A 13,243-nucleotide genomic window follows, 5' to 3' on the forward strand; every position below is an offset into this window, starting at 1 on the left:
CGCCATGCCGGCGCGCACCTTGCCGTATTAATGAATACCCAGTTTCTTTTCCAGATAATGGATGTTTTGGCTGCCCAAGGCAAAAGCCGAATCGGCCATTATGCTTTGTTGCAGGGGGATGTTGGTTTTAATGCCGTCGATCACCATTTCGCTGAGGGCGGTTTTCATGCGGGCAATGGCGCTATTGCGGTCATCGCCGTGCGCGATCAGCTTGCCAATCATGGAATCGTAATAAGGCGGTACCTTGTAACCGTTGTAGATATGGGTTTCGCAACGGATGCCCGGTCCGCCCGGCATGTGGAACTGCTCGATCAAGCCGGGGCTGGGCATGAAGGTTTTGGGGTCTTCCGCATTCAAGCGGCATTCGATGGCGTGACCGGTGAAGCGCACCTGATCTTGCGTGACGGACAAGGGCAGGCCGGCGGCAATCCGCAGCTGTTCCTTGACGATGTCGAAGCCGGTAATCATTTCGGTGACGGGATGTTCCACCTGTACTCGGGTGTTCATTTCGATAAAGAAAAACTGGCCTTTTTCATATAAAAATTCGAAGGTTCCCGCGCCCAGGTAGCCGATCTCGACGCAAGCTTGCGCGCAACGTTCGCCCATCTGTTTGCGTTGTTCGTCCGTAATGCCGGGGGCGGGTGCTTCTTCCACCACCTTTTGGTGACGGCGCTGCATGGAACAGTCGCGTTCGCCCAAGTGAATCGCGTTTCCGTGCGAATCGGCCAGCACCTGAAATTCGATATGGCGCGGGTCTTCCAGGAACTTTTCCATGTAGACCGTACCGTTACCGAATGCCGACATGGCTTCCGCCTTGGTCAATTCGATGGCATTGACCAGCGCCGCTTCGGTATGCACCACTCGCATGCCACGGCCGCCGCCGCCGCCGGCCGCCTTGATGATGACCGGATAACCGATTTCCCGGGCCATTTTCAGATTGGCGTCGTCATCGTTGGACAAGGGGTCGCCGTTGCCGGGCACGCAGGGGATGCCGGCTTCCAGCATGGCTTTTTTAGCGGAGATTTTGTCGCCCATCATGCGGATGGTTTCGGGTTTCGGGCCGATGAAGACGAAGCCGCTCTGGCTGACTTTTTCGGAAAAATCGGCGTTTTCGGACAGAAAGCCGTAACCCGGATGAATGGCTTGGGCATCGGTCACTTCCGCCGCGCTGATGATGGCCGGTATGTTCAAATAGCTATGCGAGGACTGCGCGGGACCGATGCAGACGGCTTCGTCCGCCAGACGCACGTGTTTCAAGTCGCGGTCGGCCTCGGAAAATACCGCGACGGTTTTAATGCCCAGCTCACGGCAGGCACGTAATACGCGCAATGCGATCTCGCCCCGGTTGGCGATGACAATTTTTTCAAACATAAGCGTCACCCGGCCCGTTATTCAATGATGAATAAAGGTTGGCCGTATTCAACCGGATGGGCATTTTCAACCAATATTTGTTTGATCGTGCCGCTTTTGTCGGCCTCGATCTGGTTGAGAATTTTCATCGCCTCGATGATGCACAAGGTTTGTCCGGCCGAAACGGATTGTCCGATTTCCACAAACGAAGGGGAGCCTGGCGATGCGGAACGGTAAAAGGTGCCGACCATGGGCGACTTGACCACGTGGCCGCTGACTTTTTCCTCGGCGGGTGCGGCGGCGGTGGGGGCGCTGGCGGGGGCAACCGCCGCCGGAGCGGCAACCGGCGCGGCGGCATATTGGATCGGCGCGGCGGCGGAATATCGGCTGATTCTGACCGATTCCTCTCCCTCGCTTATTTCAATCTCAGCAATATCGGATTCCTCGATAAGATCGATGAGCTTTTTTATTTTTCTAATATCCATTGTTCTGAGTTCTCTCTTGTAAAATCTGATGAGCGGCTTGTAAAGCCAGTTCGTAACCGCGGGCTCCCAGGCCACAGATAACGCCGACGGCGATATCCGAGAAGTAGGAATGTCGCCTGAAGGCTTCGCGGGCATGCACATTGGACAAATGTACTTCAATGAATGCAATTTTGGTGGCCAACAGGGCGTCGCGTATCGCCACGCTGGTATGCGTAAATGCCGCCGGATTGATCAGGATGAAATCGACACCATTGCCGTAGGCTTGGTGGATTTGCTCGATGATTTCGAACTCGGCATTGCTTTGAAAAAAATCCAAATCATGGCCGAGCGTCGCGGCTAGCTGTTCGAGACTGGTTTGAATATCCCGCAGGGTTTTATTGCCATACAGACCCGGCTCCCGCACGCCTAACAGATTCAAATTGGGGCCGTTGAGAACGGAAATGGTCGCCATGCAAATATAAAACGGTCAAGAATTTTGAAGCGCGAATTCTGCCTAATTTGCGGGTTTTTGTCCAGATAAACCCGCTTTTTATGGCGATTTCCGACTTGTCGAATTTTCGGGGGCCAGCAGCGGCGCCACGGTCTCCGAAAACAGCGCCTCGGTCAGTTCGCCGGGTTGGCGATGCACAATCCTGCCTTGCCGGTCGACGACGACGCTAAACGGCACGGCGTTGATAATGTTGCCCAAGCGATAGGCCAAGGCGCCGCCTTCATCGCCGGCGATCAGCATCGGGTAATTGACCTTCATCTGCCGCAGATATTCGGCAACGGAAGATTGGTCGTCCAGGGCGATACCGACGATTTGCAGATCCCGGTCGCGATATTCCCGCTGCCACTTGATGAATTGCGGAATTTCCCTCAAACAAGGCGGGCACCAGGTGGCCCAAAAGTTGACCAGCAAAATTTTGCCGCGCCACTGCGCCACGTCTTGAATTTGCCCGTCCAGGTCGGGAAAGCCGAATTGCAGCGCCGGACTCCGCGCGTCGGCCGCGCCGGCAAGCTTAGCTTTTTGTTGCAGCAACATTCCGGCGCTCAACGCCAAGGCCGCCACCAGTAGCATGGCTATGGTGGATTTCATAAGCGATTTAAGGTGTTGACGAACGTGGCGGCATCTTGATAACCGATCACCCGCTTGTTAGCGCGCTCCAGTCCCGCCGGATCGAAGAAAATGATGCCCGGCGGGCCGACCAGACTGAAGCGTTTCAGCAAGGCCTTGTCGTCGGCGTTGTTGGCGGTGACATCGGCCTGAATCAAGACAAAATCCTTTAACTGGCGCCGCACTTGGGCATCGGTAAAGGTGTAAGCCTCCATTTCCTTGCACGACACGCACCAGTCGGCATAGAAATCCAGCATGACCCATTGATTATTGGCCTTGGCTTGCTGAAGCGTCTGTTCCAATTCCGCCATGGTGCCGATGCGCTTGAATTGAAGGCCCGTCCGGGCGGGCGTTTCACCGCCAACCGCCAAACCGATCAAGGGTTGCAGGGGATTGGTGTTGCCGGCGCTTAGGCCGATCAGCTGTAATACGCCAAATAGCAACATCATCAGGCCAACGCCCTTCCACAATTTTTTCCAGCCGGAAGCCGGCTGCGGCAATGGTTCCAAGGTATTCAAATAGATGGCAGGAATGATCAGTAACATGGCCGACAGCAACATGGTGACGGCGGCCGGTAAAATCCGCGACAGCATCCACACGGCCACCGCCAGCATGATGACGCCGAATACCGCCTTGGTGGCGTTCATCCAGTCGCCGGCCTTGGGCAGCAATTTGCCGGCGGAAGCGCCCACCAGCAACAACGGCAAGCCCATGCCCAAGCCCATCGCGAACAAGGCCGAACCGCCCAGCACCACGTCGCCGGTCTGGCCGATATAGATCAAGGCCGCCGCCAACGGTGCCGCCACGCAAGGACCGACGATCAGGGACGACAGGGCGCCCATGATGCCTGCTCCCCAATAGGAGCCGTCCCGGTGCAGGTCGCTGGAGTTATGCAATTTCGACTGTATCGCCGCCGGCATCTGCAAATTGTAAAAACCGAACATCGACAGCGACAACAGCACAAACAGGCCGGCAAACACGGCAATCACCCAGGGCTCTTGAAAAGTGGCCTGTAAATTACTGCCGAACAGGGCCGCCAAGATGCCGAACACGGTGTACATCAGGGCGGACGCGAATACGAAGCTGGCGGACAGCAAAAAGGCCTTGCGGGTACCGATTTGGTGGCCGTGTCCGACGATGATGCCGGACAAAATCGGTATCATCGGAAACACGCAGGGCGTCAGCGACAACAACACCCCAAAGCCGAAAAAGCTGATCAGGGTCAATATCAGGCTATCGCTTTTCAGGGCGTTGACGATTTGGTCCTGCTCCGATGCCTCGGCATTCGCGTCCGCGGAAATAACCGGCGCGGGGTTTTTGCTTTCAGGCAATTGCAACACCACTTTGTCCGTCATGGGCGGATAGCACACCCCACGGTCCGCGCAACCCTGAAATTTCGCCGTCAGCTCTATGGTTTCCGCCGCCAGCGTTTGCCTTTGCAAGGGCAGGTCCAGACTCAGTTCATGCCGGTAGACCTCCACCCGACCGAATTCTTCGTCCAGATGCTCTTCCCCCGTCGGTAACGGCAATTTGGCCAATTGGGTCTTGGTCGTATCGTCCAGACGCAAATCCAGCTTGTGCCGGTAAAGATAATAGCCGTCGGCAATCAGCCAACTGACATGCAGGGTATGTTCGTCTTTCAGGCTGGCGAAAAATTGAAAGGCCTGCTCGGGCGGCAATAATTCGTCCGTAGACAGGCTGGAAGCGAGATTTTTCAAACCGCCGAAAAATTGCTTGACGGCATCGGGCGCGCCGGTCGCCGGGGTTTCCGGCAATTCCACCACGACGCGCTTTTTTTGCGGCGGATAACACACGCCAATATCCGCGCAGCCCTGGTATTTCACCAACAGCTCGACGCGGGGCAGGTTGGCGGGATTGTCCAAGGGCACGGTGAGTTTGAGGCTGTCGCGGTAAACGCTCATCTCGCCGAAAACCGCATCATGCTCCACGGTGCCCGCCGGCATTTGCAGGGCGCCTATTTGAATGCCGGCGGATTCGGATTCAACCTTGGTCTTATCGCTATACAGGTGATAACCCGGTTCGATTTGCCATTCCAGTTCGAGTTGTTGCCGGGATTGTCCGGCGGCGCTTAATTTAAAAACCTGGTCGGCCGGCAAAATCTCCTCGCCGGTCAAGGCCAGGGCCGGCTGGAAAATCAGCGACAACAGGCAAAACAGAATCAGTGGGTATGCAGACATGAGTCTATCCATTTCAAATACTCGGCGGAGCCGCGTTCAATCGCGACTGCAATGATTTCGGGAAGTTGGTAAGGGTGCAGGGTTTTAATGGCGGCTTCAACCGCTTCGTAGCGGGCCTCTGGACTTTTGATCAGCAGCAAATGTTCCCGCGCGGTTTCGATTTGCCCCTGCCATTGGTAAATGGAATGCAAGCCCGGCAAAATATTCACGCAGGCCGCCAGCTTTTCGGTAATCAGGTGGCGGGCTATCCGCTCGGCGGTTTCCAAATCCGGACAGGTACAATAAATCAAATGGTGCATGCGGCTCTTCTCGGGTCGTTCAAGGGAATGCGGGGCTAAGCAGACCGAACATTATCGCTCAATCGGCGTAAACCAGGAAAACGCAGCTTTAAATCGGTTAAACTGTTGCGTCAGCCACCCCTTAGCATCCCCTCATGAAAGCCATGCGCATACTGTTTTTGTTTTTTTTGCTCGTTCCCTTCGTGGAGATTTACCTGTTGTTGCAGGTCGGAGGAATAATCGGCGCGTTGCCGACCGTTTTTCTGGTGGTATTTACCGCCGGGTTGGGAGCGTGGTTGTTGCGTCGGCAAGGTTTCGCCACCTGGCAGCGTTTTCAGGCCAATCTGGCCCAGGGTGCGATTCCCGCCTATGAAATGATAGAAGGGCCGATTTTACTGGTCGGCGGCGCCTTGCTGCTGACGCCGGGTTTTTTTACCGACGCGTTGGGCTTTGCTTGCCTGATTCCAGACCTGCGCCGTAAATTTGCTCAATATGTGATAGAAAATCATTTATTGGTGACGGGAGCCGGTGGCAACTTCCGGCAATCAGGCGGTCCGGAAGCGGACGTCATTGAAGGGGAATATAGAAAGCAAGACAGCGATTGAAAGTCGGCCATCCGGATTGCCGACGAAAATCCGGATGGCCGAACGATTTTATTCGCTGTCGCTTTCGGACTCGGCCGGAGCGGCTGCCGCCTCGGCCTCGCCGGCTTCCAGGCTGTTTTTACCGAAACCGGAATAGGCAGGGCACCAGCCGAAATAGCTGGTGGCCACCAACACCAGACCTACCAGCAGCAAGATGATGCTGGCGGTAAATAAAGACACGGCCAACAATGCCACGCCCGCATACAGGCGAATTTTCTTGTCCTTGGCCCCCACGTTGTGTTCAAACTTAATCATGCGTTTATAATCGAAACTCATTTCCAACCCTCTCTGTGTACTATTGTTTTTATTATCCTGACTTAAGGCTTTCCTTTATATAGAGGCCGCAAATATACACAGCTGATTGAAATCTGCAAACAAAAAATGGATGTCTCCTCAATTATTGCCTCATTAAACGACGCTCAGCGGCTGGCGGTGTCCGCCCCGGAGCAAGCCATGCTGGTGCTGGCGGGCGCCGGTAGCGGCAAGACACGGGTACTGGTGCACCGTATCGCCTGGCACATAAAAATCAACCGCATTTCGCCGCAAAACATTCTGGCGGTAACATTCACCAACAAGGCCGCCAACGAAATGCGCGGTCGGGTGGAAGAGTTATTGAATATTTCCGCGCGCTCCATGTGGATAGGCACTTTTCACGGTCTGGCGCATCGGCTGTTGCGCCAGCATGCCAAGCAGGCCAAACTGCCGGACAATTTTCAGGTGATGGACAGCGACGACCAATTGCGTATCGTCAAGCGCCTGCTGAAAGCGATGAACATCGACGACAGCAAATGGCCGCCCAAGCAGGTGCAATGGTTCATCAATGCGCAAAAGGAAGAAGGCATACGCGCCCGCTACATGGCCGAAAGCGGCGATTTTTATCAGCGGCAAATGCTGGCGGTGTACAAAGCCTACGAAGAACTTTGCGACCGTTCCGGTCTGGTGGATTTTGCCGAACTGCTGCTGCGCGCCCACGAGCTGCTGCGCGATAACGAAGACTTGCTGAGCTTTTATAAACAACGCTTTCAACAAGTGCATGTCGATGAGTTCCAGGACACCAACACCATACAATACGCCTGGCTGCGGCTGTTGACCGAAGGCAACAACAATCTGTTCGTGGTCGGCGACGACGACCAATCGATATACGGCTGGCGCGGCGCCAAAATCGAAAACATTTTCGCCTTTCAGAAACATTACCCGCAACACCAGGTGGTGCGGTTGGAACAAAATTACCGTTCCACCGGGCATATTTTAAAGGCCGCCAACACCCTGATTGCCAATAACGAAGCCCGCATGGGCAAGGAACTCTGGACCGAGGCCGGCGAAGGCCATGCCATATCGCTATATTCGGCCTTCAACGAACAGGACGAAGCCTACTTCGTGGTGGAAAAAATCCGCCAATGGATCAAGGACGGCGGTTTGCGCAGCGACGCGGCGATTTTGTACCGTTCCAACGCCCAGTCCCGCCAATTCGAGGAACGTCTGATGACCACCGGCGTGCCCTATCGGGTATACGGCGGTTTGCGTTTTTTCGAGCGCATGGAAATCAAAAACGCCTTGGCCTATTTGCGCTTGGCCAGCCATCACGATGACGATGCCTCATTTGAGCGGGTGGTTAACACCCCAACCCGCGGCATCGGCGCCAAAACCCTGGACGACATGCGTCTATTGGCCCGCGAGCAAAGCCTGTCCTTGTGGCAAGCTTCGGAAAAAATGCTGGCGGAAAACCGTCTGCCGCCGCGCGCCAGTTCGGCTTTGAAAGGTTTCATGCAATTGATCCTGCAACTCGGCGCGGATACACAGGATTTGGCCTTGTACGAAACCGTCAAACTGGTCGTCGAAAAAAGCGGGCTGATCGAACTATATAAAAAGGAAAAGCAGGACAAGGGCGAAACCCGGGTGGAAAATCTGGAAGAGTTGGTCAACGCCGCCCGCCTGTTCGACTACGACAGCCAAAACGACGAAAATCTCGGCGAGCTGGATATGTTCCTGACCCATGCTGCCCTGGAAGCCGGCGACATGCAAGCCGATGTGGATGAAGACTGCGTGCAATTGATGACCTTGCATTCGGCCAAGGGCCTGGAATTTAAACTGGTGTTCATGGTCGGCATGGAGGACGGTCTGTTTCCCTCCCAGCAAGCCACCGACGATGCCGGCCGTCTGCAGGAAGAACGCCGGCTGTGTTATGTCGGCATTACCCGCGCCAGGGAGCAGCTTTATCTGACCCATGCCGAATCCCGCCGCTTGTACGGCAAGGACAATTACCCGGCTCCGTCACGGTTTTTGCGGGAAATTCCACCGGAGACCCTGCGGGAAATCCGCCTGCGCGCCAATATCAGCCGACCGGTTGCCGGCAACAGCGCCTCCTTGAACAGTTTGCATGCAAAATCCGCCAAGTACCGCATGGGGCAGTCGGTCAGGCATGAGAAATTCGGCGAAGGCGTGGTACTGCAAACCGAGGGCGACGGCGACCAGGAGCGGGTGCAAATCAACTTTCGCAACGCCGGCATCAAATGGCTGATGCTGTCCTATGCCAAGCTGGAGGTGGTTTAGCAGTTTGCCTCCCATCGTCGCCAGCCGTATCGGCGGCATTTTGGCCGCCAGGGAGTACACGGTGCCGCGCGGCAGAGTCTTTACTAATGCGCTTGGCACAAGATACTGGGATTTTTTTCCGCGCTTAGCGCCATTTTTTCCAGATTTGCCAGCACCAAAAGACTGGCTTCCTCCATATTGCCGATGTGCGATAACATGGAAGCCGTGTCGGCCTCGGCGTGGGCTTTCAGCGCGCCAAGGGCGGATGCGTGAACCGCGATGTGCGGTTGTTCGATATCGCCGTAGCCGGGCAGTTGGGAAAAGCAGCTTTTGCCTTCGCCGCCGTAATACCACTTACCCAGCCGGCACTCGGTATGCTGGGCAAAGTCTTGAGCGGTTTTTGGCGATAAATGAAACAAAACCTTATAGACCTCGAATTTGTAGATCAAATGATCGACCTTGGCCAGTTCGCAAAAACTGCGCAGCGACGAGGCGGCAACCACTTGTTCCATGACGTGGGAAAAATCCACCAGTTGCCGCATGGTGGCGGTCGCCCGGTGCCCCTCTTCGCTGAACATCCGTGATTGCTCGGCCAAGGTGTACATTTGTTCGCGAGTGTTGCCGCTGCCGATTTGTATCGATTCGGCCAGATTGGAAATCTTGTCGGTGGCCTCGGCGGTACGTTTGGCCAGCGTGCGCACTTCATCGGCCACCACGGCGAAACCGCGGCCTTGTTCGCCGGCCCGGGCGGCTTCGATCGAGGCGTTTAAGGCCAGCAAATTGGTTTGATCGGCGATGCCGCGAATCAATTGCACCACGCCTATGATTTCCCGGGAGCTTTGATCCAGCGTACCGGCCTGCAGCGCCGCATGGCTGGATGAATCCGCCAGATTGGTTAAATTATTCGCGATGCGTTCTATGGCCTGACTGCTGGTCAGCGAGATGCCTTGCGCTTCCACGGCGTTATTTTTTTCGTTCCGTAATTGATTGGCCAGGGTTTGGAAACTGCCCTGGGTATTCAGCAGAGACTGGCCGAAGTTTTGCAGATAACCGATAGTGTCGAGGTTGAGCTTCAACGCGGTTTCCGCCGCGCACTTGGCCGCATCGCTTTGTTTTAACTGCTGTAACAGCTGATCGCGTTCGTTCTCCAGTTGCCGGTTGCGTTCCCGCGCGCTTGCCAGTTCCTGTTGCAGGGATTCCAGTTGCTTATTGTTGAAAAATGAAAACGCCATAATCAAGGCTCCGCCAGGTTCGAATGTTGCGCAAAAGCGGCGAAAGCCGAGGATTCTGAAAATGTTGAAAACATCAAGGATGACAATGGCGGCAAGGTGGCAAACACGGCTGGCTCCGAATTACAGATTGTAATAATAAGCTTACATCAGGAGAGCCGAAAATGACATTTTTTCGAGGCCGATAGCGCATCGAGTCGGCGGGAGTTTTGGCCGCGTCACAAAAAATTCAGGGTCCGGCAAATCCCTCCGCGGCCACCGACCGTGTTCGGCGCAAGCGGTCTTGCGTATGGCGGCAAATGACGCGGATCGGCCAGGGTGGCCCGAGCCCTAAACCCGTACCCGTAAAATCAGATCTTTGCTGTGTCTGCGCATTTCCAGAATTTTTTCGATCTGACCCAGGCTTAAAATTTGATCCTTTAAATACAACATGCCGTTGTGAATGATTTCCACCGCTTCCATGCCCGGCTGTAGCTGAGTCCAGGAGATTTCGATAACCGGTCTTTCATCGGCGGATTCGGATTCGGCCAACAGGGCTAGAAACTGGTCAACCGCCTCGGGATCGTAAAGGCTGCCTTTTTTGGCCAATAAGCGCTTTTTGGCGTTATCGGTATTCAGTACGCTACCGTTGATAAAGCCGTCCAGGCTGCTGATGTAGTCGCGCACCACCGCCAAGATTCGCGAGCCCAACGGTATCTGGCCGCCGCGCAAACCGTGCGGTTCGCCGCTACCGTCGAAATTTTCGTATTGGTAGCGGATAAGTTCGGCGGCATTTTTCAGTTGATCTATGCCGCTCAATAAATTCCAGCCTTCCTGGCCGTGGTTGAGAAAGCGCTTTTTACCGGCCGTGCTCATGGCGGTTAGGGGTTGTTTGAGCAAGTCGTCGGGCAGGCTGATTTTGCCTATTTGCAGCAGCAGGCCGGCGTATAAAATATCCTTGACGTCATCGTCCGGCATGTTTAGGCGCTGCGCAATCGATCTGGCGTTTTCGGCTATGTATTTGGAATGGCCGCTTTTAATGCCTGGACGCATTTCGATGATGCGGGCAAAGGTTTTGACGGTGTTGGCAAACTGTTTTTTCAACTCGTTATGGGCCAGGTCTATCTTTTGCAGCGAAAGCCTGATTTGTTCGGTGCGCAGCTGCACCTTGTGTTCCAGTTGCTCGTTAAGTTCGTTCAGTTCCCGGTTGCGTTGTTCGATAATGGCAAACAATTGCTGGCGCTCGTCCCGCAGGCGCTTTTGTTCCAGGGCGTTTTTGACCAGGATTTTAAGTTCGTTGTCTTCCCAGGGCTTACTGCAATAACTGTAGATTTTGCCTTTGTTGACGGCGGCGATGGTGGATTCCATGTCGGCGTAACCGGTCAATAAAATGCGAACCGTGTCCGGCCAGCTTTCGGCGGCACGGGATAAAAATTCCGCGCCGTCCATTTGCGGCATGCGCATGTCCGATATGATCAAATCGACCGCGCTTTCGCTCAGGACTTTTAAACCTTCCTCGCCGTTTTCAGCGGTCAGAATGGTGAATTCCGGGCCGCGAAACAGCCGTTTCAATGATTTGAGTATGTTGGGTTCGTCGTCGACAAACAGCAGCGTGGCCGGCGATGTCTGGAGGGTTTCGCTCATGTCGTTAGCCCCGGGATTGAGTTAGATATTGGGCAGGTAGACTCTGAATTTAGTGCCTTTGCCCACGGTGGATTGTAAATCCACTTCGCCTTGGTGATCCTGGATTATTTTATAGGACAGCGACAGACCCAGTCCCGTGCCCTTGCCGACCGGTTTGGTGGTGAAAAAGGGATCAAATATTTTGCCGCGGATCTCTTCCGGAATGCCCTTGCCGCTGTCTTCCACCTCGAACCACACCCTGTCCTCTTCCATGCCGGTGCGTATGTGTATTTTGCCGAACTCGTCTATCGCCTGAGCGGCATTCACCAGCAGGTTCAAAATCACTTGATTGATCTGGCTGCCGACGCAGACAAAGGGTTTCAAGCCGGCATATTCCTTGACGACTTCCGCCTTGTATTTGATTTCGTTGTTGACGATGTTCAAGGTGGAGTCGATGCCGGCCTCCAGATCGAACGGACTTTTGTCCTGTTTGTCGATGCGGGAAAAGTCGCGCAAATCCTGTACGATTTTTTTGGCCCGGGTTGCCCCTTCCATGGCTTCCTCGACCAGCTCCGGAATGTCGCCCTTCATGAAGTCCAGATCGGCGGCTTTTTGCAGTTGTTTGAATTCCAGCACCGCCGGGTCGTCGGCGGGTAGATGATCGGCCAGCCGTTGTCCGGATTCGACGATATTCAACAAATCCTGAATATATTCCTTCAGGGTGTTGAGATTGGAATAAATATAGCCCAGCGGATTGTTGATTTCGTGCGCGACTCCGGCCGCCAACTGACCCAGGGAGGCCATTTTTTCCGATTGTACCAGATGGCCTTGCACTTCCTTTAATTGCTGGTTCAGGGCAATTTGTTGATTTTTTTCGTCTTCCAGGTGTTGATTGACTTCCCACAGTTGTTGGGTGCGTTGGGCAACCAAAATTTCCAGTTGCGATTCCGCCTGCTTCTGCAGGCTGATATCCATGCCGAAACCCATCAAGCCGGCTATATGGCCGTTTGCCCGGATACGCGGAACGATTTTCTCCAGCATCCAAAAGGTGCCGCGCTCGCCCCGGTTCAGGCGGTATTCGATTTGCTGCTCGCAATATTCGGTGCTCGCCTTCTGGTAAGCCTGTTTCACCAACTCTATATCGGCCGGGTGAATGGCGCTATGCCAATTGTCCATGGTGATCTTTTGCTTGGGCAGGCCGAAAGTCTCCACCCAAAACCGGTTGCAAAAGATGGGTACATGTTGGTTGTTGGTGATCCAGATCAGGGCCGGCAACTGGTCGGCCAGTTCCTTGAAGCGTTTTTCGCTCTCGCGCAAGGCCGCATACAAGTTGCTGTGCATGATGTCGGCCTGTTGTTTGCGCAGCTCGTCATCTTTAACGTTCGGCGCCCGGTTCAACGCCAGCGCCATTTGTTTGTCCGAATACAAAATGTGGTCCATGATCCAGGCGACCAAAAAATCCAGCAACTCATTGGAGACCGCATCTGGATTGTCGATTGCCGCTTCCCGCTCCCGGACGACTTTACGGATGAATTCGTCATGTTCGGATTTATGCTTTTGATACATGGCCGCATCGTATGCCGGCTGCAACATCAGACCTTCTTCCTCCTGAAAGTGGTAGCGGGTGTAATCGATCAACTCGTCCACCAGTTGCAGGATTTTTTTGTGTTTGTAACCCAAGGCCACGGCCTCATCCAGCTGATTGAGAATCTCAACCAGTTTTTGATGTTGTTGATCGACGGTGGCTATGCCGACGTTGAGTTGGTCATTCCAGGTAATGATGCTCATAGTACTAACTTTGAAAATGTGCGGAATTCGGCGGAACAAACAAC

12 protein-coding genes are annotated in these 13,243 nt (G+C 54.5%); 2 read left to right on the forward strand and 10 right to left on the reverse strand.

All coding sequences use genetic code 11. The annotated features are described in order from the left end of the window. Positions 1 to 27: 27 nt before the first annotated feature. The 6 genes from accC to cutA form a co-directional block, all read right to left on the reverse strand. On the reverse strand, positions 28 to 1,371 hold the full coding sequence (gene accC, locus NP590_RS13850) for an acetyl-CoA carboxylase biotin carboxylase subunit (RefSeq protein ID WP_256603104.1): 1,344 nt from the start codon (positions 1,369 to 1,371) through the stop codon (positions 28 to 30). Between the two features lie 17 nt (positions 1,372 to 1,388). Then, positions 1,389 to 1,835, reverse strand: a complete 447-nt coding sequence (accB, locus tag NP590_RS13855; protein WP_256603106.1) for an acetyl-CoA carboxylase biotin carboxyl carrier protein — start codon at positions 1,833 to 1,835, stop codon at positions 1,389 to 1,391. Further along, positions 1,825 to 2,286, reverse strand: a complete 462-nt coding sequence (aroQ, locus tag NP590_RS13860) for a type II 3-dehydroquinate dehydratase (protein ID WP_256603107.1) — start codon at positions 2,284 to 2,286, stop codon at positions 1,825 to 1,827. The genes accB and aroQ overlap by 11 nt, the downstream gene beginning before the upstream one ends. Positions 2,287 to 2,364: 78 nt before the next feature. Next, on the reverse strand, positions 2,365 to 2,913 hold the full coding sequence (locus tag NP590_RS13865) for a TlpA family protein disulfide reductase (RefSeq protein WP_256603108.1): 549 nt from the start codon (positions 2,911 to 2,913) through the stop codon (positions 2,365 to 2,367). Beyond that, positions 2,910 to 5,129 carry a protein-disulfide reductase DsbD gene (locus NP590_RS13870; RefSeq protein WP_256603109.1) on the reverse strand — a complete coding sequence of 740 codons (2,220 nt, stop codon included), beginning with the start codon at positions 5,127 to 5,129 and terminating at the stop codon, positions 2,910 to 2,912. The genes NP590_RS13865 and NP590_RS13870 overlap by 4 nt, the downstream gene beginning before the upstream one ends. Then, positions 5,111 to 5,428 (reverse strand): divalent-cation tolerance protein CutA, encoded by a 318-nt coding sequence (gene cutA, locus NP590_RS13875; protein WP_256603110.1) that lies wholly within the window; start codon positions 5,426 to 5,428, stop codon positions 5,111 to 5,113. The genes NP590_RS13870 and cutA overlap by 19 nt, the downstream gene beginning before the upstream one ends. A gap of 134 nt (positions 5,429 to 5,562) precedes the next feature. Here cutA and NP590_RS13880 point away from each other — a divergent pair, with 134 nt between their 5' ends. Continuing rightward, a complete protein-coding gene (locus NP590_RS13880; protein WP_256603111.1) occupies positions 5,563 to 6,012 on the forward strand; it encodes an FxsA family protein in 450 nt (149 codons plus the stop codon). 48 nt (positions 6,013 to 6,060) lie between these two features. On the opposite strand, the gene NP590_RS13885 is transcribed toward NP590_RS13880, so the two are convergent. After that, complete coding sequence (locus tag NP590_RS13885) at positions 6,061 to 6,327, reverse strand: YgaP family membrane protein (RefSeq protein ID WP_256603112.1); 267 nt, start codon at positions 6,325 to 6,327, stop codon at positions 6,061 to 6,063. Between the two features lie 105 nt (positions 6,328 to 6,432). Here NP590_RS13885 and uvrD point away from each other — a divergent pair, with 105 nt between their 5' ends. Then, positions 6,433 to 8,601 carry a DNA helicase II gene (gene uvrD / locus NP590_RS13890; protein ID WP_256603114.1) on the forward strand — a complete coding sequence of 723 codons (2,169 nt, stop codon included), beginning with the start codon at positions 6,433 to 6,435 and terminating at the stop codon, positions 8,599 to 8,601. Between the two features lie 83 nt (positions 8,602 to 8,684). On the opposite strand, the gene NP590_RS20505 is transcribed toward uvrD, so the two are convergent. From NP590_RS20505 to NP590_RS13910, 3 genes are all read right to left on the reverse strand, one after another. Next, on the reverse strand, positions 8,685 to 9,812 hold the full coding sequence (locus NP590_RS20505; RefSeq protein ID WP_305888690.1) for a methyl-accepting chemotaxis protein: 1,128 nt from the start codon (positions 9,810 to 9,812) through the stop codon (positions 8,685 to 8,687). 327 nt (positions 9,813 to 10,139) lie between these two features. Continuing rightward, positions 10,140 to 11,432, reverse strand: coding sequence for a response regulator c-di-GMP phosphodiesterase, NosR family (gene nosR / locus NP590_RS13905; protein WP_256603115.1), 1,293 nt, complete (start codon positions 11,430 to 11,432; stop codon positions 10,140 to 10,142). A 21-nt stretch (positions 11,433 to 11,453) separates the two neighbouring features. Then, complete coding sequence (locus NP590_RS13910) at positions 11,454 to 13,199, reverse strand: bacteriohemerythrin (RefSeq protein WP_256603116.1); 1,746 nt, start codon at positions 13,197 to 13,199, stop codon at positions 11,454 to 11,456. Positions 13,200 to 13,243 lie beyond the last annotated feature (44 nt).

The organism is Methylomonas subterranea, from assembly GCF_024505185.1.
In the GTDB taxonomy this organism is placed as follows: Bacteria; Pseudomonadota; Gammaproteobacteria; order Methylococcales; family Methylomonadaceae; genus Methylomonas; species Methylomonas subterranea.

Bases quoted from the DNA above. Each gene is read 5' to 3' on its own strand.
- nosR (WP_256603115.1), bottom strand. From the start codon at position 11,432: ATGAGCGAAACCCTCCAGACATCGCCGGCCACGCTGCTGTTTGTCGAC.
- accC (WP_256603104.1), bottom strand. From the start codon at position 1,371: ATGTTTGAAAAAATTGTCATCGCCAACCGGGGCGAGATCGCATTGCGC.
- NP590_RS13910 (WP_256603116.1), bottom strand. From the start codon at position 13,199: ATGAGCATCATTACCTGGAATGACCAACTCAACGTCGGCATAGCCACC.
- cutA (WP_256603110.1), bottom strand. From the start codon at position 5,428: ATGCACCATTTGATTTATTGTACCTGTCCGGATTTGGAAACCGCCGAG.
- aroQ (WP_256603107.1), bottom strand. From the start codon at position 2,286: ATGGCGACCATTTCCGTTCTCAACGGCCCCAATTTGAATCTGTTAGGC.
- NP590_RS13865 (WP_256603108.1), bottom strand. From the start codon at position 2,913: ATGAAATCCACCATAGCCATGCTACTGGTGGCGGCCTTGGCGTTGAGC.
- accB (WP_256603106.1), bottom strand. From the start codon at position 1,835: ATGGATATTAGAAAAATAAAAAAGCTCATCGATCTTATCGAGGAATCC.
- NP590_RS20505 (WP_305888690.1), bottom strand. From the start codon at position 9,812: ATGGCGTTTTCATTTTTCAACAATAAGCAACTGGAATCCCTGCAACAG.
- uvrD (WP_256603114.1), top strand. From the start codon at position 6,433: ATGGATGTCTCCTCAATTATTGCCTCATTAAACGACGCTCAGCGGCTG.
- NP590_RS13870 (WP_256603109.1), bottom strand. From the start codon at position 5,129: ATGTCTGCATACCCACTGATTCTGTTTTGCCTGTTGTCGCTGATTTTC.
- NP590_RS13880 (WP_256603111.1), top strand. From the start codon at position 5,563: ATGAAAGCCATGCGCATACTGTTTTTGTTTTTTTTGCTCGTTCCCTTC.
- NP590_RS13885 (WP_256603112.1), bottom strand. From the start codon at position 6,327: ATGAGTTTCGATTATAAACGCATGATTAAGTTTGAACACAACGTGGGG.